The following is a 20,236-nucleotide window of genomic DNA, read 5'->3' on the forward strand; positions in this document are numbered from 1 at the left end:
TCGATTCGCAGTCGACGAACAGCGATGCTTTCCTGGAACATGAGTAAAGACGTGATCCCCGTCACGGTTCGTGTCCTTCGATTGATTCGCGATCCGCAACGGATTGCAGAATCGCGGGACGTTCATGCGCACATGAATGCCTGACTCAAGTTGTTTTCGCGCAATCGGTTCGGGAATGAATCGGCGGAATACGGCATCCACGGGCCGAGCCGAACCTATGCCTCCGGGGCGCTGATGGCGTGCAGCAGCGCAAGCAGCGTCTCGTTGACCGGGGTGGGGATGCCCAATCTGGTGCCCGCGTCAATGATCGCGCCTGTCAGGGCGTCGGCTTCGAGTGGCCGGCCTTCGAGGCTGTCGAGGTACATCGAGGTTCCGACTTCGGGTGGATACTCCATCAGTGCATCGAAGATGCGCGGGGCGGCATCTTCGGCGAGATTGGCACCGTCCGCACGGGCCACTGCTACCCCTTCGTCGAGCAACCGCAGACATAAGGTCCGGATGTCGTCCCTGCGTAGCACGGCGAGTCGCTGACGGGTAAGGGCCGTGACGGGATTGGCGGCGGCGTTGATCAACAATTTGCTCCACTGAAGCGTATGGAAATCCGCACTGCATGCCGTCTTCAAGGAGGTTCCGTCAAAGAGATGGACGAACGATCGCCCGGCCTCCGTATCGGGAACCGACACGTCCTGATGGCTGGCGTGCCGTAACCGGAAATGATCCGGCGCGGTGCGCTCTCCATTGAAATGGACCACGGTCGGTACGACGGCCGATGCGCTGACGAACTGCGGAACCCGGTCTGCGTGTCCGATCCCGTTCTGCATCATGGCGACGCGCGTGATCGGGCCACAAAGCCGCTTGAGCCAGGACGACGTCGAGGCGGTGTCGTGCGCCTTGGTGCACACGAGTACCCAATCGACGGCATTGACGCTTGCCGGGCTCGTTGCCGTGTCGAGAGCAAGACGGACCGACCCTTCTGCCGTGTCCAGCGTGATCTCGCCGATGGACCGTCGCACGCACGCCGTCACGCGGTGCCGGCCGGATAGTGCGAGGCAGGCTGCTACCGCACCGCCGATTCCTCCCATGCCGATAACGGCAACACTCATTGATCGAGTCATGTCGATTACTCGCTTCCGTTTTCTGAACCCATCATGCTTGACGGCGGCCTTCGCACAATGGTTCCGTTGAAGCACGCGAGCACGTCGATCAGCAGAGGTATCGACGCCGTGAATCGGGCGGGAGATCGGCGTCGTCCAGCATGACGTCCAGACGATTTTCAGCGTACGAGCGGCAAAAATGAAGTGACTTATTATTCATCGTCTCGATGGTGAACTGTTATGGGAACGGATTTCGAGGTCGTTGCGTGTGAGGCAACCTGTCATTAGCTTTGCGATCCGTTTTCTGGAAGACGAACTGGGCGCCTGAATCCAGTCTGTAGAAGGATCGACTCCGGGGCAGTTTGCTTTAACGCCGCAATCAAATTCAGGCTCGCGCGTGTCAGATCGGGTGGGCGTTATCTTGGTCAGGCGTGTCATGAACGGTCCGGATTGCCGTGAACGTGCGCGGCATCATGTTTCTTGCGCAGCACGCTATCGAAGGGCGACCTCTCGCGGAGCAACGCATGCCGTGCAAAGGTGCGCGAGGCGAGGGCCTGTTTGAAGAGCCTTGAAGCGCTCAGGGCTTTGCCGCCCGAACGCATGGCGTGACATGGGAAGTGGGTGTATCGTGGACAGGATCGTTTCAGTCTGGACCCCGCGTTCGGTTTCTTGACGGCGAGGTTGAGCCCATGGTGCTGGTTGGAGTCTTCGAATCGCCGTTCGTACGCCGTGTCGCGATCACGCTGAAATTGCTCGGCCTGCCGTTCGAGCGTCGGGCGCTTTGCGCAGTGCGCAATTTCGATGCATTGTGCGAGGTCAATCCTGTCGGCAAGGCTCCCACGTTGATTACCGACGAGGGCGACATGCTGATCGACTCGACGCTGATCATCGACTACGCAGAGTCGCTCGCGAGTCCCGGTCGTTCGCTCATTCCGGTCGACGCCATGCAACGCCGCAAAAGTCTGCGCGTCACGGGCCTGGCACTGGCCGCGGCTGAAAAGACGATCCAGACCATCTATGAAGGCTTTTTCCGGCCAGAGGAAAAGCGTCATGCACCGTGGGTCGAGCGTGTGCAGGCGCAAATGGACGCGGCATTTCGTCTGATCGAACAGGACGCGCTTGCGGCAGACCCGTGGTTCTTCGGCCGTTCCGTCACGCAAGCCGATGTTACTGCCGCCGTCGCGTGGCAGTTCGCGCAACACATTCTGCCGGATACAGCGGCCTCACGCGTTGGCGCGTATCCCGCGCTTCACGCGCTGTCGGAGCGGGCGAAGGCTCTTGACGCGTTTCACTCCACGCCCATTTCGTAGATTCAGCGGAGTCACCCGCGCCGGCTTGCACGTATGCCTGCTTACTCCTGCTCGTCCTTGTGCACGAGCATCAGCGGCGTGGTGGCAATGCGCGCCACGCGGCTCGCGACGCTGCCGAGCAGCCAGCGCGCGGGACCGCGTCGTCCGTGCGTGCCGAGCGCGAGCAGATCCGCGTTCCAGCGCTGCGCTTCGCGAACGATGGCGTGCGCGATGTCGTCGTTGCTTGTTTCGGTGTCGACGAGGGCCGCTTCCAGCGGAACCGTTTCCAGGCCCGGCAATTGGGCGAACATCTCCTTTGCCTGTGCAAGCGTCGCGCGACCCTCTTCGACGAAGGCGTCCTCGAGCAGCGTGATGGGCACGATGTCGCTATAGCGCACCGCCCGATCCACGACGTAGACGATGCGAACGCATGCCCCCTCGCTCACGAGCCTCGCACCGGTCCGCAGCGCGTTGCTCGACGTTTCGCTGCCGTCGATGGCAAACAGGATCCGCTTGGGCGGCGTGTTCGAGTTGCCGGTGGCCGTACCCGGTACGACGATCGTCGGGCAGGGTGCAAGCCGCGTCACCGGCTCGGACACCGTGCCCTCGACCCAGCGCAACAAGCCGCGATGCTGGCGCGCGCCGAGCACGAGCACATCGGCGCGCCATTCGTGCGCCGCGGCAGCGATCGCGTGCACGACGTCGCCGCCCTGCTTGACCAGATCGATGAGGTGCGGCTCGACGGTGGCGGGCAAACCGGCGAACGCCTCCTGCGCCCGGGCAAGCGCGGCTTCGGCATCCTCCAATATCTCTGCGTGAATTGCGCCCAGATCGAATCCGCTGAGCGGAGCGAGCGGAACCAGATTGCGCGGGTTCTCGACGATGCTTGCGATGCGCACCGTCGTGCCGCCCTGCGCCATCCGCCGGACGAAAGCGACAGCCTGTTCGGAAGCAGGCGAGCCGTCGACGCACAAAAGAATGCGCGAAAAGCCCTCGACGCCTGCGTTGGGTGCGGGTGTGTTCATTTATCGCCTCCTTGACGCGCCTGTCCTTCGAATAACGCGAAACGAGCCGCGCCTGCATGTCTTCCAGAGGCACTGCCTCATGCAGCTTCGATGATCACCTTGAGTGCACCGGTCTCGGCGGCGCGGCCGAAGGTGTCGTAGGCGTTCATGATGTCATCGAGCCGAAAGTGATGCGTGATCAGTTTCATCGGCGCGAGGCGCCCTGCGCGCACGGTCTTGAGCAGCATCGGCGTGCTCACGGTGTCGACGAGGCGCGTCGTAATCGTGATGTTGCGGTCCCAGAGCGTCTCCAGATGCAGATCGGCCTTCACGCCATGCACGCCGACATTGGCGATCGTGCCACCCGCCGCGACGATCGCCTGACACAGTTCGAACGTAGCGGGCACGCCCACGGCCTCGATCGCGCAATCGACGCCCGCACCGTCCGTGAGAGTCATGATTTCGGCGACCGGGTCCGCGCGGGCGATATCGATGCAGGCGCTTGCGCCGAACGTCTGCGCGACTTCGAGGCGGTTGGGATCGCGGTCGATCATGACAATCTGCGCCGGTGCATAGAACTGCGCGGTGAGCAGGGCGGCGAGGCCGATCGGGCCGGCCCCGACGATTGCCACGGTGCTGCCGGGCTGAACCTTGCCGTTGAGCACGCCGCATTCGAAGCCGGTGGGCAGGATGTCGGAGAGCATGACGAGCGCTTCTTCCTCCACACCCTGCGGCACGGGGTAGAGACTCGTGTCGGCATGCGGAATGCGGACGTACTCGGCCTGCGTTCCGTCGATGCGATGTCCGAGAATCCATCCGCCCGTCGCGCAGTGCGAATACATGCCGCGCCGGCAGGCGTCGCACTTTCCGCATGACGAGATGCAGGAGATCAGGACGTGATCGCCGGGTTTGAACGCCGCGACCGCTCCACCCACCTGCTCGACGATGCCAACGCCCTCGTGCCCGAGTATCCGGCCGGGCTGGCAACTGGGCACGTCGCCCTTCAGGATGTGCAGATCGGTGCCGCAGATCGTCGTGCGCGTGACCTTGATGATGGCGTCGGTCGGCGCCGCGATTTCCGGCATGGGCCGCTCATCGAGGGATTTCTGGCCCGGTCCGTGATAAACGAGTGCCTTCATGCTCGATCTCCTGGCAGGCGCAAAAAGCGCGCGAATCGCTTTACTCTAGGCGCGATTCCCGATCGCTTGTTGATCCACATCAACCTTGCGTCGACGGATCAGCAAGGGGCTCCCCGCTTCAGGATTCGGAGCAGTGATCGCCGGACGCTCACAGTGCCATGCCGCCGTCGATGGTCAGACTGGAGCCCGTCATATAGCCCGACTCCTTGCTGGCGAGGTAGCTGATCAGGCCGGCAATCTCGTCCGGGTCTCCAGCCCGCCCGAGCGGAATGAGGGGTTTGATGGCGTCGATGTGCGCGGCCGTCATGTCCGTGACGGTCGGGCCGGGTTGCACATTGTTGATGGTGATGCCGCGGCTGGCGAGGTCGACGGCAATGCCTTTCACCATGACGGCAACTGCGGCTTTCGTCATCGAATAGACGCTCGATCCGGGATGCCCGCTCCGCACGGCCGTATTGCTGCCGATCGTAATGATCCGGCCCCCGTCGGAAAGACGCGCGGCCGCAGCCTGGATCGAAAGAAACACTCCCCGCACGTTGATATTCAGCATCGTGTCGAGATCATCCACGCTCACGGTCGCGATGTCACCCAGCCGCAGGATGCCCGCGTTGACGACCGCTATGTCCAGCTTCCCGAAACGATCGACGGTCTGCGCAACGGCGGCTTCAATGGCTGCCGGATCGGCGCTGTCGGCCCTGATCGCCATGCCGGCCTGCCCATCGGCTTCGATCGCGGCGATCGTTTCGGCGGCCCGTTCAGGCGCCGAAACGTAGGTCAGGGCGACATTCGCGCCGTCTCGTGCGAGACGCCTGACCGCTGCTGCGCCGATGCCTCTTGAACCGCCAAAGACGATGGCAATTTTCCCTGCAAGCTTGCGACCTTCGTTCACTCGATACTCCGTTATTGACAGATCAGTCCATAAATGGGCGTGCATTGAACGCGCGTCGGTCCTCATCGCTCAGCGCGCGCCAAGACGGCGGATTGCAAACCTCGCCAGCGCACGCAGATTCCGCGCGTCACCGCCCGCGCGGGCGCCGAGCTGAATGCCTTGCATCGTCATTTGCAAGAATGCGGCGGCTTCCCGGGCATCGATGGCAGGATCGACTTCCCCGCGTGCCTGCCCCTCGCGCAGGCGTTCGACCAATCGTCTGGAAAGGGCTCGCCCCGCCTTGCTGCGCAGCATGACAAGGTCCGGATCCGCAGTCCCGAATTCGCCGACCGCACCGACGCCCATGCACCCGAGTGCGCGGGCGTCGTCATTGTCTGAAACGAGGCCCAGCAGCAGCGCCTCGATTCCGCCGAGCGGCGATTCACTACTGTTCAGGCGTTCGAGATGCCCGGCGTTGCTTGTCTGCTGATATCGCTCCAGTGCTTCCAGATAGAGCTTCTTCTTGTCGCCGAACGCGTTGTAGAGGCTCTGCCGCCCGATATTCATCGCAGCCAGCAGATCCTCGGTTGAAGTCGAGGCATAACCCTTCGCCCAGAACACGCGTGTAGCGCGGTCCAGCGCCTCGTCCCGATCGAACTCTCTTGGTCTCACCATGAATCAAGCATATGGGTTATGGACCAGTCTGTCAATAACGGATGATCGCACGGCGATTGGCCCTCCCGGCCCCGAGTCTTCACCCGATTCATGTCCCTACGCCATCGCTTTCCGATACTGCACGAACCCGGACTTGTCTGCGATCCGGTCGTACAGTTGCATGGCCGAGGTATTGGTTTCGTGCGTCAGCCACCAGACCCGCGAGCATTTCGCCTCGGCGGCGCTCGCATACACCGTCTCGATCAGCTTGCGGCCGATTCCCGAGCCTCGCAGTTCCTCGTCGACGTACAGATCCTGCAGATAGCAGTAGTCGCCGATGGTCCAGCATGATCGATGCATGATCCAGTGCACCATGCCGACTGCACGATCGCCGATCAGCGCGAGCGCACCGAACATCGGCTCCGCGGGATTCAGCAGCCGCGTCCAGGTCACGCTGGTCGTTTCCTCGGCGATGTCGGTCTTGTAGAAGGCCTGATAGCCGCGCCACAACGGCAGCCACGCATCGAAGTCGCCGGAAGCGAATGGCTTGATTACGGGCTGGTGCGTGAGTTTCATGGTCATTCCATACGACAGGGGTGGCAGGAGTTCCGCACGGGCGTTCGCCATCGACGGCATCGCACGTCGCGGGCCGGAAAAAGCTACGCGCGGGCGGAGTGCGTCGCGCGCATCTCGGTCAACGACCTGCGCTGCCGCCCTTGCGCGTCGAAGTTCTCCGGCGCGAGCCACGCCGCGAAGGCCGCGCGCAAGGCGGGCCACTCGCGGTCGATGATCGAGTACCACGCCGTGTCGCGGGAGCGGTCCTTGTAGACGATTGCCTGGCGAAACACGCCTTCGAACTGGAAGCCCAGTCGCTCGGCCGCCTTCCGCGAAGGCGCATTGAGGCTGTCGCATTTCCATTCGTAGCGCCGATAGCCCAGCTCGTCGAACGCACGCTTCATCAGGAGATACTGGGCCTCGGTGGAAATCGGCGTGCGCTTCATGAGCGGGGAAAAGGTGACGTGCCCCACTTCGATCACGCCATTGGACGGGTCGATCCGCATCAGGGCGAGTGTTCCGACGGCGCGTCCCGTGCGGGTGTCGATGACCGCGTGATGCAGGGGGTCCGCGCTGAGCGCGAAACGCTCCGCATGGCTGCGAAAGCTCGATGCGCTTTCGAACGGGCCAACCGACAGATAGGTCCAGTCGCGGCCATCGGGCGCCTCGCTGTACGCCGCATGGAGTTCCGCGGCGTGGCGTTGAGGATCGAGTGGTTCCAGGCGGCAGTACCGTCCGTCGATCGGCGTGCGAGGGGGCAGCGGACGCGCGGTCCAGCCAGACACGGGTTCGCCGATGGGTTGCTGATAGGGATTCAGGATCTGGGGCACGACGGCTTCCTCGGATGAGCACATGTCTGCTAAATTACGCGATTCGTGGACCCGTTAAAAGCTCCACCGCTTCGCAATCTCATGGTGCCACGCGCGAACGAGCGCCTCGGCACGGACCTTGGCGCATCTTTCATGGCGACGACTCCTCCGCCCCTCGTGCTTCAGGTATTGCTCGAATCTCCGATGGCGAGAGATCGCGGCGCAATGCCGTTGCAGCGGCAACTGCATCATCGGATCAAGACGGGTGTGCTGGACGGGCGCCTCGCGCCGGGTTGCCGCCTGCCGGGTTCCCGGGCGCTGGCGGAAGCCCTGTCGATCTCGCGCAACACGGTGACGGCGGCGTACGACCTGCTCGCGGCGGAGGGCTTTCTGCAGCTGGATCGCAAGGGTACGCGGGTGGCGGAGCTGTCGCGTCCGGCGCTGTGTTCCCGGACGGAGGACACGCCGCCTGCGCCGCCGGTTGCTTCGCGCGTTGCGTTGATCCTGCCGAGTGCGCGAAGCGACACCGGCGCGGGCGCGCTGCGTCCCGGCGTGCCGGCGTTGTCCCAGTTTCCTCTGGGCGCGTGGCACCGCGCGCTCGATCGGACGATTCGCCGCGCGGGGGTGTCGAGCCTCGGCTACGGCGACCCTCTGGGCGAGCCCGGGCTGCGTTCGGCCATCGCGCGTCACCTCGGTGTCGCGCGCGGCGTGCGCTGCGCTCCGGAGCAAGTCGTGATTACCGAGGGGGCGCAGGAAGCGCTGTCACTTTGCGTGCGTCTCCTCGCGAATCCTCGCGACACGGCCTGGATCGAAGATCCCGGCTACCGGGGTGCGAAGGCCGCGATGCACGCGGGCGACCTCCACATGGTGCCGGTGCGCGTGGACGGCGAGGGCGTGGTCGTGCCGGAAGCCGCATGGACGTCCCAGCCGCCGCGGCTCATCTACACCACGCCGTCGCATCAGTACCCGACGGGCGCCGTGCTCGGCGCGTCGCGCCGTCTCGCGCTGATCGCGAAGGCCCGGGAACACGGCGCGTGGATCATCGAAGACGACTACGACAGCGAATTCCGTCATGCGGGCGAGTCGATAGGTGCGATGCAGGGCCTTGTCGCGCAAGCACCGGTGCTGTACGTGGGCACCTTCAGCAAGACGATGTTTCCGTCGCTGCGTCTCGGCTTTCTGGTGATGCCGGAGGCGCTGCTGACGCAGACGCGCACCGCATTGCAGGAGATGCTGCGCGGCGGCCACCGCCACGAGCAGCTCGCGCTCGCCGAATTCATCGAAAGTGGCCAATACCTGCGCCACCTCGGCCGCATGCGACGCCTGTACCGCGAACGGCAGCATGCGCTGCGCGAGGCGTTGATGCGGCATCTGAGCGTGCCGCATGTCATCGGAGGCGGCTATAGCGGAATGCATCTGACCGTGCGGCTCCCGCCGTGCTATCCGGACCGCGAGGTCGTCGATTCGGCTCGCCGTCTCGGCATTGCACCCGCGCCGCTTTCGAGCTTCGCACTGCGTCCCCTGCCCGAAGACAACGGCCTCGTGCTCGGATACGGCAATACGTCCGCGGAACTATTCGAGCGCCTGATCAGGCGTGTTTCTCAGCTTGTCGAGGCCGCGAGGCGGCCGGAATGACCGTCGCCGCCGCTGCAGGCAAGCGGCGGCGATTGCGCAATCGTGGAACAGGGAACGGGCTTGCTGCGGCGAATCGGCATGCAGCGTTCAAAGTGGATGCTTTCCGCGAGTTCGTCATCGCTCTCGAATCATGCATCGGCATGGAGAAAAGGTTCATCAATCCGCGCGAAGCACCAAAGTGATACACGCCTCCGGCAGCGGCTTCTGGCCGCGCCAATCGATTACGCTGCGTGGGTATACAGACGCGATCGACCAACGGCATCTTGTCATTCAATTAAACGAAAATGCCCATTGAGATAACCGAGGCTGACGTGCTAAAAAGCTGATGCACTGACGACGTTCGCGCTTCGTCAGTGCAGGGTCAACGTGTGTCCATCAATTGCAGAGGTCCAGGAAAATGGCAACGGGTACGGTGAAGTGGTTCAACGATGCGAAAGGATATGGTTTCATCACGCCGGATGACGGCGGCGAAGACCTGTTCGCGCATTTCTCGGAGATTCAGGGCAAGGGATTCAAGTCGCTACAGGAAAGCCAGAAAGTGAGCTTCGAGATCAAGCAGGGTCCGAAGGGCAAGCAGGCTTCCACTATTCAGCCGCTGTAGAGCTTCGAATCGTCGGCCCGGGAGAGCGACGCTCCCGGCGCGCCGCTCATTGCCGGTCACGGATCTCGCTCCGCTAGCCGATAACATCCTGATGAACGGGATGGCGGTGTCGCGACTATTTTTTTGTAATCGTATTGCAATAAGACGTCTGTCCGCCCGGCCCGCATCGATCCGCGGCCCGGCTCACGCACTCCGCGGCACGCGGCCACCGTGAAATTCCAAACATTGCACCGGGCAGTCGATGCCGGCCGTCTCTACGCGCACGCGCGATTCGAGCCGGCGACGCATCGCTCGGCGCATCGGCTCGGCGTGTTTCCGTAAGGCGGCAATTGGCGCCAATTGCCGCGTGGATGTACAGTAACTGTCGAAAAGGCCAGCAGCGAATTGCCCCGTTTTGGTGACGGATGGTGACCGACGCAACGGTGTGTCGGTTGCTTTTGCGCGAGCATCCGTTGCGTGAGGCGCGATCCTGTCCGCGCCGTTGATTAGAGCGCTTCCGCCCATAAATGACACGGTGACTTGCGTAGGAGAGGGAATGTCGAAGTACGATATCGATGAACGGCCCGGCGCTCGCGCCGAACTGCTGTGCTTCCTGGTGGCGACCGCCGCCGCCTCGCATTCGCTCACACAAGAGTGGCGCGTGGATCACGTTGTCAAGAGCTGCCGCATCTGGCTGACGAGAAACGCGGTCGTGATGCACTGGCTCGAACGCGTCCAACTGGGCCAGCTGGCGCTGAAAGTCGCCAGGCGGGACCTGCGCGATGCCGGTATCACGGTGCGCCAGTCGGACGTGCAGGCGTTGTTCACGGGAGAGATGGGGCTGAACCATGCGAGCACTGTGGTGCAAAGAATGATGGTCGTGTGCAAGGAATTGCTCTGAGAGCAACAGAGAAAGGGAAACAGCTTTGAGCAACATTGGTTTCAGGCCCGGCGTTCCGGCGTCGACCGAGGATGACTTCGAAGTCTTGACGAGCTATCGGCTGAAGGGCTATCGGCGTTTCTTCGGAAGACTGCGGGTGGTACGGAAAACAGATGGAAAGATGCTCTATCCGTTCGAAGGCGCGGAGGACATCGGACCGTTTGCGACGCAGACGGAAGCGCTGGCCGCGGCGCAGATTTATGGCGAGCGAATTGTGGAAGGCGACCTCGCCAACCCGGAGTTCTAGCGCTCCGGTTGTGTCGGGAAGAGTGAGAGAGGCACCGCTGGTTTAATTGCCGCGGCTGCTGTTTAAGACGAAAGAAGAACGCAGGTGCGAAGGTGGACGCGAACGTTGTGTCGTTGGCGACGGTAATTAGAAACGGTGATGCCGTGCAGTTCGAGATCGACATGCGCGGACGGATGATCACATGTTCAGTTACCCGCGAGGCGCTCGAAGATCACTTCTGGTTACAGCCAGGAGCCGGTGAAACTCGCCTTCTGCGTACGTTTCTCGACGGGCAGAAGCGGATCTCCGCCATTGCCGAGCGCAAGGCGCGCCGCCTGTCGGTGGACAAGATCGACCTCACATCGCAGGATTTCGCACGCTAGCCCGATTGCATCCGATGACACAGAGCAAGAAGAAGTCAAGCGAGGCGAGTGCGCTCGAGCGCGTCGCGGATGCCGCGCGGGAAGTGCAGGCGGCCTCGCTGGCGCTGGAGGTGCACTTTGTAGAGGGCGCGTCCCATTCACCGACCACGCTCGAACTGGCGCGTTTCGCTGCTGCGATAGAGGAGCTGAAAGACGCGCGGGAAGCCTTCGACTCGCTGCTTCGCGAACAGAACCCTGCACGGGCGGGATGAGGCCGGGGCACCGATACACCACGCTATCCTGCTCGACAGTCGGGCGTCCCCGATTTTCCCGTCTCCGGCACGCTGGCCGAATCGCGCAGCGGCTCCGCGCGCGCTGATCCTCCCCGCCACGAAGCGACAAACTGAAACACCGGACTGGCTGGCTCTATCGAGGCGGGCCGGTCATCGCGTTTGCGTGGACCCGCGAAACCCGGTATTCCTGTGCATGGGTCCGCATGCCGCCATGCATGGCCGATCCGTCGTTTCGACAAGCGAAACAATCCGCCTGCACGTTTCCGCTGCCGGTGATCCCGAAGCTTGCAAAGCAGGCGCTACGACGGGCAAGGTCCTGCCCGCCCCTTCGCAAAGCATGCGCCGTGCGCATCCCCGAACGTTCAAGCCGACGGGCACGGAGCGGCTACTGCATACAGGCGCACGCCCGTTCGAACGCGTGAACGGGGCTTCGGGCCTCCAAATTCAGGCGCCGCATCACAAAATGGCGCTATCAAACTTCTGGGGTAGGTATGAACGACGCAACCGACACATTCAACCGCCTGCGCCCTCGTCTTCAGGGTATTGCCTACCGCATGCTGGGCTCTCCGGCCGAGGCCGAGGAAATCGTCCAGGACGCATGGCTGAGATGGCACGAGACGGACCAGGCGCAACTCGACAGCGCCGAAGCCTGGCTCGTCTCCGTCACCACGCGGCTCGCCATCGACCGGCTGCGCTCGGCGAAGATCCAGCGCGAGCACTATGTTGGCACGTGGCTGCCCGAGCCGCTTCTCTCCGACTCCCCCGTGTCGCCGGAACAGGTGCTGGAACGGGCCGACGATGTATCCGTCGCCTTTCTCACGCTGCTGGAGCGCCTTGGCCCGGAAGCTCGCGCGGCCTATCTGCTGCGCGAAGTGTTCGATGCCGACTACGGCGAAGTCGCCGAGGCCCTCGGCAAGTCCGAGGCTGCCTGCCGCCAGATCGTCCATCGCGCCAAAGCCCAGTTGCGCGACGAACGCCCGCGGCACACCGTCGCGCGCGAGACACAGATGAGGCTGCTGCGCGCGTTCGCCGACGCCGCCGTGCGCGGCGAATTCTCCGCCCTCAAGACCATGCTCGCCGACGACGCGCAACTGATCGGCGACGGCGGCGGCAAAGTGCCGAGCCTCGGCGTGCCGATGGTGGGCGGGCAACGCATTGCCCAGTTGTACCTCGCCACCGCGCTTCGATATCCCGGCCTGGTGCGGCTCGAAGTGGTGGTGCTGAACGGCCAATGGGGGCTGCTGCGCTTCATCGACGGCGCGCTCGAATCAGCGCAGTCGTTCGAAACGGACGGCGAGCGCATCGTGCGCATTCACGTTCAGCGCAATCCCGACAAGCTCGCGCGCATCGCCGCCATGCTCGGTCGCGATCTGAATGTCACAAGGGAGCGTCCTGGAACGTCTTGATGTCTGTGAACCCAACCATGACACAAGGAAATATCATGAACCAGCCCCGCCTTCACTGGACCGACATCTCTCCCAAGGCCTATCAGGCGATGGCGAGCGTCAACGCCGCCACCGCGAAGTCCTCGCTCGGCCCCGTCCTGATGGAGCTCGTGCAGACCCGCGTCTCCCAGCTCAACGGCTGCGCCTTCTGCCTGGACATGCATGCGCGCGACCTGCGCAAGCACGGCGAGACGTGGCAACGCATCAACAGCCTCTCCACGTGGCGCGAAACCAGCCTCTACAGCAAGCGCGAGCGCGCCGCACTGAACTGGACGGAGACGATGACGAAGCTCATCGGGCATCGCAGCCACGACGCGGACTTCGAAGAATTGAAGGGTCATTTCAGCGATCAGGAGATCGTCGAACTGTGCTGGACCATCGCGCAGATCAACGCCTGGAACCGCATGGCGATCGGCATGCAGATGCCAGTGTCCGACATGCCGATCGAATAACGCAGCCGCACACCAGATACCCGGGCGAGAAATGTGAGTCGGTTTGCCGACCCTGGAGTCGCCGTTGTCTGCCATCGTGGTTTCGGTCATTCCGCCAGACAGGCGCAAGCCGTCGCCGGTGTCGAGGGCGTCCGCAGCGTGCTGATCCGCGCGAACGACCAATGGGAGTCGCTCGAGGAGATGGACGCGATCATCTTCGGCGCGCCCACCTGCATGTGCGGCGCGTCGGCGCAGTTCAAGATCACGGGTCAACGTGCGCAAGAGTACGGCCACGCTGGCAGGGTGCCTCGCCGCGAACAGCGCCAAACATTAAGCCAATCTTGTAAAGCATCCCCATGACACAGTTCGACAATAAAGTTGTTTTGATCACCGGCGGCGGAGGCGGCATCGGACTCGCTGCCGCCGTCGGCTTTGCGCGCCGTGGCGCACGCGTCGTCATCACCGGGCGCCGGGAGCCGCCGCTGGCATCGGCTTCGCGAAGCCACCCCGGCATCGACTACCTGGTGTCCGACGCCGGCAAACCCGCGGATGCTGCACGAACCGTCGAAGAAGTGGTGAGCCGGTACGGGCGTCTGGACGTGCTGGTCAACAATGCCGGCGCGGGCGCCATCCTGCCCTTGTCTCAGGCGAGTGCCGGGCAGATCGCCGAGATCTTTGCGGTGAACGTGTTCGGACCTTCGATGCTCGCGACCGCCGCGCTCCCGCACCTGAAGAAATCGATCGGCACGATCGTGAACGTGTCGAGCACCTTCGGTCACAAGGCTGCGGCGTCGCTCTCGCACTACGCGGGCAGCAAGGCGGCGCTGGAGCACATGACGCGATGCTGGGCGCTCGAACTCGCGCCCGACGGCATACGCGTAAACGCCGTCGCGGCAGGCCCCACGGAGACCGACTTCCTGGCCGAGCGCATGAAGCTCTCGGACGAACAGGTCGAAGCCGTCAAGGCACAGGAACGCGCACGCATTCCACTGGGGCGGCGCGGCGTGCCGGATGACGTCGCCGGCTGGATCGTGTCGCTTGCATCGTCCGATGCGGCGTGGATCACGGGGCAGGTGATCACCGTCGATGGCGGTCTCGACGCGACCTAGCCGCATTGTTTTTGTGGCCGCCGGCCGTTCCGCCATTCACGAGTTTATCGGCGGCGCGGCGCTCCGGTTCTTCGGTGCGAGTCTGAAAGTCGAGCAGTAGCCCGCGTGTGCAGCCCGGAGTGCTCAGGTGCCGATGCAGATCGCGCCCGCTGCGATGACGAAGCACGCGATCAGACGATTCGCGCTGACCCGCTCGCGCAGAAACACCCGGCCGATCAGAACCGCGAACACCACGCTGGTTTCGCGCAACGCCGACACCACGCCCATCGCGCCCAGCTGCATCGCCCAGATCACGATGCCATAGGCGGCGATGGACACCGCGCCGCCGCAGAGCGATGTGCCGACGTCCATCGGCGCGGCGCGCAGTGACGACCACAGCGCACCCGGTCCACGCACCGCGATGAAGATCAGCGGCATCAGCCAATAGAAGAGGAACATCCACGCGGTGTAGGCGAGGGCGTCACCGCCCGAGAGCCGCACGCCGACCCCGTCGATCACCGTATAGACGGCGATCGTGGCGCCCGTCAGCAGCGCGGCCAGCGCATTCGCGCGCGATACGTGGCGCCCCTGGAGCGCCAGCGCGACGATTCCGCCCGATACCATCGCAATCCCGAGACCGTGTACGGCGCCGATGCGCTCGCCTGCGAACAGCGCTGCGCCGAACGCGACGAGCACCGGCGACGAGCCCCGCGCGATCGGATAGGCCTCTGCCAGATCCCCGCGGCGATAGGCATAGATGAGGCTGACGTTGTAGACGATATGAACGAGGCCGGACGCGACGATATACGGCCACGCGGCCGCTGGCGGAAAAGGCGTCACCAGCACGACGGCGGCAGAGATCGTCGCAATGGCGATGCTCATCCATGTCATTGATACGAACCGGTCGCGATTGCCATGCAGGATCGCGTTCCAGGTCGCGTGAAGCAGGGCTGCGAAAATGACGAGACCGCCTGTATAGCTGAGCATGCTGGTCCTGGGATGGTTTGGCGGTTCATTATCGTCTGATTATGTATAGACGTCTAGATGTTTAGGGCAGTGTACGCATGGCAAAACGGTCTCCTGCTCGCAATCGGATTTGCGGCCGCGTTTCTCGTTCGGGATGCATCTATTTCCGGATGATATAGGTCATCGTATAACTGTGGCGAGGCCAGATACGTAATAACGTGGCAAAAATAGCCCAAATATCGGGGTTTACATGCGTTCGTAAGCCAAGCAAATGACGGTAATATCAAATCAGACGTCAGACAACATGAGCGCCAGCGGGCGCCGACGGCGCCGCGCGTGTTCGCAGGCAACCGCACCGGGCGCTCGAAGACGAAGACCAACGGCCGGCAAGCGCCGCCCGTCATGGAGGATGCAACGATGAATGCAAGCGGTGTGATGGACCTGAAGACAACGCGTGTCCGCTACGGCATTGTCGCCATGCTGTTCCTCGTGACCGCCATCAATTACGCGGACCGGGCGACGATCTCGATTGCGGGCACGTCGCTCTCGAAGGACCTCGGTCTCGACGCCGTCACGATGGGATTCATCTTCTCCGCGTTCGGCTGGTCCTACGTGATCGGGCAATTGCCGGGCGGCTGGTTGCTCGACCGCTTCGGCTCGAAACCCGTGTACGCCGCGAGCATCTTCATCTGGTCGGTGTTCACGCTCCTGCAGGGCGCCGTCAGCTACCTCAGCGTCGCGAGTGCAATCGGCATGCTCTTCACGCTGCGCTTTCTGGTGGGACTCAGCGAGGCGCCATCGTTTCCCGCCAACGGGCGCATCGTCGCCGCATGGTTTCCAGCCGCCGAGCGCGGCACCGCTTCGGCTGTCTTCAACTCCGCCCAGTATTTCGCCACCGTGCTGTTCGCGCCGATCATGGGCTGGATCACGCATGCGTTCGGCTGGCCCTATGTGTTCTACTTCATGGGCGCGGTCGGCATCGTCGTCAGCGTGCTCTGGCTCAAGGTCATCCACAGCCCCAGGGAGCATCCGGGAATCAGCAAGGCCGAATTCGACTACATCGAGCAGGGCGGCGCGCTGGTGGACATGGACCGGCCGAAGAAGGACAAGCGCGTCACCGAAGCGGAGCTTGAACTGGACTACGTCGAGCAGGCAGACGTCGAGCCGGGGGTCGTGAAGAGCGCCGATATCCTGGCGTCCACGGGGCCCGCTGCCAACGCGGCACCCAAGCTCGGCTACATGAAGCAGTTGCTCAGCAACCGGATGCTGCTCGGCGTCTACATCGGCCAGTATTGCATCACGACGATCACCTACTTCTTTCTCACGTGGTTTCCGGTCTATCTGGTGAAGGAGCGCGGCATGTCGATCCTCAATGCGGGCTTCATCGCCGCGTTGCCGGCGATATGCGGCTTCATCGGCGGCGTGCTGGGCGGTCTGATATCGGATTACCTGATCCGCAAGGGCCATTCGCTGACGTTCGCGCGCAAGACGCCGATCGTCGTCGGCATGCTGATGTCGACCACCATGATTGCCTGCAACTATGTAAGTTCCTCGACGCTCGTCGTGGCGATCATGGCGTTCGCGTTCTTCGGCAAGGGTCTTGGCGCGCTGGGCTGGGCCGTGGTCGCCGATACCTCGCCCAAGGAAATTGCCGGTCTGAGCGGAGGCATGTTCAACACGTTTGGCAATGTCGCCGCGATCACGACGCCGATCGTGATCGGCTACATCGTGAAGGCCACCGGAAATTTCAGCGGGGCGCTGGTTTTCGTTGCCTGCAACGCGCTGGTCGCGATTGTCAGCTATCTGGTCATCGTCGGAGAGATCAAGCGCGTGCAGCTCAGGAACGCGTGACGGAGGAGCCGGACTGCCGGCGCTCGGGTCCGGGCTTAGCCCCGCGGACCTGCCGACGCCTGTTTCAACACCAATCCTTCCATCGGCAAGCTGGCCTCATGGACGCAGCAGCACGCGACCGAACGCGCGTCGCGACTCTTAGTTCGCCACGCGCGACGGTCTGCACGATTTCCTGCACCTGAGCGTGCACGGGGTCGCGCCCTCAACATCAACGCATATCGTGACTTCGTCCGCCCCGCAAACCCGGACCCGCAACTTCTTCGTGGCGGAAGTCTCCGGGTCCAGCATTTTCAAAGTGGCAGCCTTCATCCCTTCTCCGGGACAGGAATAGCGGGGCCTGCCGGGCCGGGACACGCACGGCCCCCGCAATGCGCCACCAATTCAAAAGTGCAGACAGCAACCTCGTAGACGAGCAACGAACCGCTCCTTGCCGAAGCCCCGAAACGGCGCGTACATCCCTTGCGCCGAACGGAATCGCTACGACGTCGCGACATGCAAACCTTAAACACGCCGATCGAATAAACATATCGAAATTGAATGATTCCCACGGTCGAGTCGCGTGGTTAATCTCTATCGTGACTTTGCCGATGAGGACTTATGCAAGCCTTCGATCCCGAATTTTCCGCAAGACGCCGCCGTGCTCTGCGCATGCTCGCCGCTGCGCCTGCCGCCATCGCGCTCGACGGCCTTGCGCTCAGCGCGGCGCGGGCGGCAAGCGCGGACCTCTCGTCGGTGACGCTCGTGCTGGGAGATCAGGCGGGCGGGACACGCGCGCTCGCCGAAGCCGCGAAGGTGCTCGAGGGCACGCCCTACGCATTTCGCTGGGCCAACTTCCAGGGCGCGGCGCCGCTCTTCGAAGCGCAACGCTCGGGCGCAGTCGATCTTGCGCCCGCAGGCGATCTGCCCGTGCTCGCCGCCGCCGTCGGGGACCCCACGCTGAAGATCGTTGCGACCCGCGTCGGCTCGGCTGCGCAACTGGGCATCCTCGTGCCGCGCAATTCCACGCTGCGCAGCGTGGCGGAACTCAAGGGCCGCACCGTGTACGTATCGTCGGCGCGAGGCAGCATCTCGCAGTTCCAGCTCTATGGCGCGCTCGCCGAAGCAGGCATTTCGCGCGACGATGTGAGCGTGCGCTTTGTCATGCCGGTTGACGGGTTCGCAGCGTTCGAATCCGAACGCATCGATGTGTGGGCTACGTTCGATCCCTACTACGGCACCGCGGTCGAGCGCGGTGCGCGCGTGCTGCGCGACGGCACGGGCATCAACAGCGGGCTGGGCTTCGTCACCGCCTCGGGTGCGGCCGCCGCGGACCCGCAAAAGCGCGTCGCCATAGCGGATGTCCTGCAGCGCCTGCAACGTGCCGGCGACTGGGCGATCGCCCATCCGGATGCCTACGCGCAGGTCTATGCATCGCTCACGCGGCTTCCGCTCGATGCCGCCAGGAAGATCACCGCGCGCTCGGCACTCAGGCAGCGCTTCGTGGCCGACGATGACATCGCCGCGCTTCAGAAGGTGGCCGACATCGCGTATCGGGACGCGATGCTGCCGAAGCACATCGACGTGCGTGCGATCTCGGACACGCGCATCGCGCACGCATGACGCAGGCGCTGCGTCGACATGTCCATGCGAAAGAACGAGGAGCCTTAACGATGTCGGACGTATTTCCCCGCCGGGTGTCCCCGCTCGAACCCCACGACACCGCCGGCCCGCGAGCGGGACCGGCAGGCGCTCATCGGCAGGCATCGAATCGCGCCGGTACGCCGCGGTGGCTGCGCGGCGTGTCGTGGTCGATGCCGCTCGCGATCCTTCTGATCTGGGAAGCGTTGGCGCGCACCGGCGTATTGTCTGCGCAAGTGCTGCCGGCGCCATCCAGCGTCGCGCGGACCGCGTTCGTGCTGATCGGGCAGGGGCGCCTCATCGGCGACATGGCGGTGAGCCTCCTGCGCGCGGCGACGGGCTTCACGATAGGCGGCGCGCTCGGCTTCGCGCTCGGCACCGCCGTCGGCTTTTCGCGCGTCGCGGAAGCCTTCCTCGATCGCAACATACAGATGCTGCGCGCCATTCCGTTTCTCGCCGCGCTGCCTCTCGTGATCGTGTGGTTCGGGGTCGGCGAGGCCGGAAAAATCTTCCTCGTCTCGCTCGGCGTGATGTTCCCCATCTATATCAATACCGTGCTCGGCATCCGGCAGGTCGATCCGAAACTGCTGGAACTTGGCCGCGTGATGGGGTTGCCCACACGCACGCTGATCCGGCGCATCGTGTTGCCGGGCGCGCTGCCGTCGGTACTCGCGGGCGTGCGCTATGCGCTCGCGACCGCGTGGCTCGCGCTCGTGGTGGCGGAGACGATCGCGACCAGCACTGGCATCGGCTTTCTTGCGATGGACGCACGCGAGTTCCTCCGCACCGACGTCATCGTGATGACGATCGTGATCTACGCAGGCATCGGCGTTCTGGCCGATGCGCTGGCGCGCTTTCTCGAGCGCCGGCTCCTTGCATGGCATCCGAACTACGCGAAGGGGGCACGCTCATGAGTTCGCATCCTGACGACACGACGAAGCCCGCGGTCGTCGTGCGCAATCTGCGGCGCGCGTATGGCGAGCGTGTCGTGATCGACAGTTTGAATCTGCAGATCGGGCGCGGCGAGTTCGTCGCGCTGCTCGGCGAAAGCGGCTGCGGAAAGACGACGCTGCTGCGCGCCCTGTGCGGACTGGATGCGATCGACGGCGGAGCGATCGACGGTCCGCGCCGGCCTGCCGTCGTGTTTCAGGAACCGCGCCTCCTTCCCTGGGAATCGCTCCTTCGCAATGTCTCGCTCGGCCTGCCGCCGCGTCCGCAGAGCGAGGAGCGCGCACGCGCGGCGCTCGCTGAAGTGGGTCTCGGCGAGCGGCTCGGCGACTGGCCGCGCAATCTCTCGGGAGGTCAGGCGCAGCGCGTCGCGCTTGCGCGCGCGCTCGTGCAGGAGCCCCGCTTGCTGCTGCTCGACGAGCCGTTCGCCGCGCTCGACGCG

At 63.8% G+C, this 20,236-nt stretch carries 24 protein-coding genes; 16 read left to right on the forward strand and 8 right to left on the reverse strand.

Annotated features, from left to right (window positions below; all coding sequences use genetic code 11):
* Positions 1–215: 215 nt before the first annotated feature.
* Positions 216–1,103, reverse strand: coding sequence for a 2-dehydropantoate 2-reductase (locus BG61_RS15805; protein WP_206540593.1), 888 nt, complete (start codon positions 1,101–1,103; stop codon positions 216–218).
* A 680-nt stretch (positions 1,104–1,783) separates the two neighbouring features.
* Here BG61_RS15805 and BG61_RS15810 point away from each other — a divergent pair.
* A complete protein-coding gene (locus BG61_RS15810) occupies positions 1,784–2,404 on the forward strand; it encodes a glutathione S-transferase family protein (RefSeq protein WP_035934486.1) in 621 nt (206 codons plus the stop codon).
* 41 nt (positions 2,405–2,445) lie between these two features.
* On the opposite strand, the gene BG61_RS15815 is transcribed toward BG61_RS15810, so the two are convergent.
* The 6 genes from BG61_RS15815 to BG61_RS15840 all read right to left on the reverse strand — a co-directional run bounded on the left by BG61_RS15815 (position 2,446) and on the right by BG61_RS15840 (position 7,433).
* A complete protein-coding gene (locus BG61_RS15815) occupies positions 2,446–3,408 on the reverse strand; it encodes a universal stress protein (RefSeq protein WP_035934487.1) in 963 nt (320 codons plus the stop codon).
* A gap of 77 nt (positions 3,409–3,485) precedes the next feature.
* Positions 3,486–4,526, reverse strand: coding sequence for a zinc-dependent alcohol dehydrogenase family protein (locus tag BG61_RS15820; RefSeq protein ID WP_035934488.1), 1,041 nt, complete (start codon positions 4,524–4,526; stop codon positions 3,486–3,488).
* Between the two features lie 148 nt (positions 4,527–4,674).
* Positions 4,675–5,415, reverse strand: a complete 741-nt coding sequence (locus BG61_RS15825) for an SDR family oxidoreductase (RefSeq protein ID WP_232256288.1) — start codon at positions 5,413–5,415, stop codon at positions 4,675–4,677.
* A 69-nt stretch (positions 5,416–5,484) separates the two neighbouring features.
* Positions 5,485–6,069, reverse strand: coding sequence for a TetR/AcrR family transcriptional regulator (locus BG61_RS15830; protein WP_035934490.1), 585 nt, complete (start codon positions 6,067–6,069; stop codon positions 5,485–5,487).
* 96 nt (positions 6,070–6,165) lie between these two features.
* The gene (locus BG61_RS15835) at positions 6,166–6,624 is read right to left on the reverse strand and encodes a GNAT family N-acetyltransferase (RefSeq protein WP_035934637.1); all 459 of its coding nucleotides are present in this window, start codon (positions 6,622–6,624) and stop codon (positions 6,166–6,168) included.
* Positions 6,625–6,707: 83 nt separating this feature from the next.
* Positions 6,708–7,433: a GNAT family N-acetyltransferase gene (locus tag BG61_RS15840; protein ID WP_232256291.1), complete on the reverse strand. Its 726-nt coding sequence runs from the start codon at positions 7,431–7,433 to the stop codon at positions 6,708–6,710.
* 132 nt (positions 7,434–7,565) lie between these two features.
* Here BG61_RS15840 and pdxR point away from each other — a divergent pair, with 132 nt between their 5' ends.
* The 11 genes from pdxR to BG61_RS15890 all read left to right on the forward strand — a co-directional run bounded on the left by pdxR (position 7,566) and on the right by BG61_RS15890 (position 14,433).
* Positions 7,566–9,047 carry a MocR-like pyridoxine biosynthesis transcription factor PdxR gene (gene pdxR / locus BG61_RS15845; protein WP_035934638.1) on the forward strand — a complete coding sequence of 494 codons (1,482 nt, stop codon included), beginning with the start codon at positions 7,566–7,568 and terminating at the stop codon, positions 9,045–9,047.
* Complete coding sequence (locus BG61_RS15850) at positions 9,044–9,229, forward strand: hypothetical protein (RefSeq protein WP_035934492.1); 186 nt, start codon at positions 9,044–9,046, stop codon at positions 9,227–9,229. The genes pdxR and BG61_RS15850 overlap by 4 nt, the downstream gene beginning before the upstream one ends.
* A 215-nt stretch (positions 9,230–9,444) precedes the next feature.
* Positions 9,445–9,648 carry a cold-shock protein gene (locus BG61_RS15855; protein WP_035934493.1) on the forward strand — a complete coding sequence of 68 codons (204 nt, stop codon included), beginning with the start codon at positions 9,445–9,447 and terminating at the stop codon, positions 9,646–9,648.
* A gap of 535 nt (positions 9,649–10,183) precedes the next feature.
* Positions 10,184–10,528 (forward strand): hypothetical protein, encoded by a 345-nt coding sequence (locus tag BG61_RS15860; protein ID WP_035934494.1) that lies wholly within the window; start codon positions 10,184–10,186, stop codon positions 10,526–10,528.
* 25 nt (positions 10,529–10,553) lie between these two features.
* The gene (locus tag BG61_RS15865) at positions 10,554–10,814 is read left to right on the forward strand and encodes a DUF6723 family protein (RefSeq protein WP_035934495.1); all 261 of its coding nucleotides are present in this window, start codon (positions 10,554–10,556) and stop codon (positions 10,812–10,814) included.
* Between the two features lie 143 nt (positions 10,815–10,957).
* On the forward strand, positions 10,958–11,176 hold the full coding sequence (locus tag BG61_RS15870) for a DUF1488 family protein (RefSeq protein WP_232256293.1): 219 nt from the start codon (positions 10,958–10,960) through the stop codon (positions 11,174–11,176).
* 14 nt (positions 11,177–11,190) lie between these two features.
* Entirely contained in the window at positions 11,191–11,427 is a 237-nt protein-coding gene (locus tag BG61_RS15875) for a hypothetical protein (protein WP_035934497.1), read from the forward strand.
* 512 nt (positions 11,428–11,939) lie between these two features.
* The gene (locus BG61_RS15880; RefSeq protein WP_035934499.1) at positions 11,940–12,854 is read left to right on the forward strand and encodes an RNA polymerase sigma-70 factor; all 915 of its coding nucleotides are present in this window, start codon (positions 11,940–11,942) and stop codon (positions 12,852–12,854) included.
* A gap of 35 nt (positions 12,855–12,889) precedes the next feature.
* On the forward strand, positions 12,890–13,345 hold the full coding sequence (locus tag BG61_RS15885) for a carboxymuconolactone decarboxylase family protein (protein ID WP_035941717.1): 456 nt from the start codon (positions 12,890–12,892) through the stop codon (positions 13,343–13,345).
* 33 nt (positions 13,346–13,378) lie between these two features.
* Positions 13,379–13,684 (forward strand): flavodoxin family protein, encoded by a 306-nt coding sequence (locus tag BG61_RS41920; RefSeq protein ID WP_129572183.1) that lies wholly within the window; start codon positions 13,379–13,381, stop codon positions 13,682–13,684.
* Positions 13,681–14,433, forward strand: a complete 753-nt coding sequence (locus tag BG61_RS15890; RefSeq protein ID WP_035934501.1) for an SDR family NAD(P)-dependent oxidoreductase — start codon at positions 13,681–13,683, stop codon at positions 14,431–14,433. Before BG61_RS41920 ends, BG61_RS15890 begins: the two co-directional genes overlap by 4 nt.
* 123 nt (positions 14,434–14,556) lie before the next feature.
* On the opposite strand, the gene BG61_RS15895 is transcribed toward BG61_RS15890, so the two are convergent.
* Positions 14,557–15,399 carry a DMT family transporter gene (locus tag BG61_RS15895; RefSeq protein WP_035934502.1) on the reverse strand — a complete coding sequence of 281 codons (843 nt, stop codon included), beginning with the start codon at positions 15,397–15,399 and terminating at the stop codon, positions 14,557–14,559.
* 396 nt (positions 15,400–15,795) lie between these two features.
* Here BG61_RS15895 and BG61_RS15900 point away from each other — a divergent pair, with 396 nt between their 5' ends.
* The 4 genes from BG61_RS15900 to BG61_RS15915 all read left to right on the forward strand — a co-directional run.
* Entirely contained in the window at positions 15,796–17,229 is a 1,434-nt protein-coding gene (locus tag BG61_RS15900) for an MFS transporter (RefSeq protein WP_035934639.1), read from the forward strand.
* 597 nt (positions 17,230–17,826) lie between these two features.
* Positions 17,827–18,828, forward strand: a complete 1,002-nt coding sequence (locus BG61_RS15905) for an ABC transporter substrate-binding protein (RefSeq protein WP_035934503.1) — start codon at positions 17,827–17,829, stop codon at positions 18,826–18,828.
* Between the two features lie 191 nt (positions 18,829–19,019).
* Complete coding sequence (locus BG61_RS15910; protein WP_051672564.1) at positions 19,020–19,760, forward strand: ABC transporter permease subunit; 741 nt, start codon at positions 19,020–19,022, stop codon at positions 19,758–19,760.
* Positions 19,757–20,236: ABC transporter ATP-binding protein (locus BG61_RS15915; RefSeq protein ID WP_035941718.1), on the forward strand; the 480-nt coding region annotated here is incomplete at its 3' end. The genes BG61_RS15910 and BG61_RS15915, both read left to right, overlap by 4 nt.

Origin of the sequence: Caballeronia glathei, from assembly GCF_000698595.1 — a bacterium.
GTDB lineage: Bacteria > Pseudomonadota > Gammaproteobacteria > Burkholderiales > Burkholderiaceae > Caballeronia > Caballeronia glathei.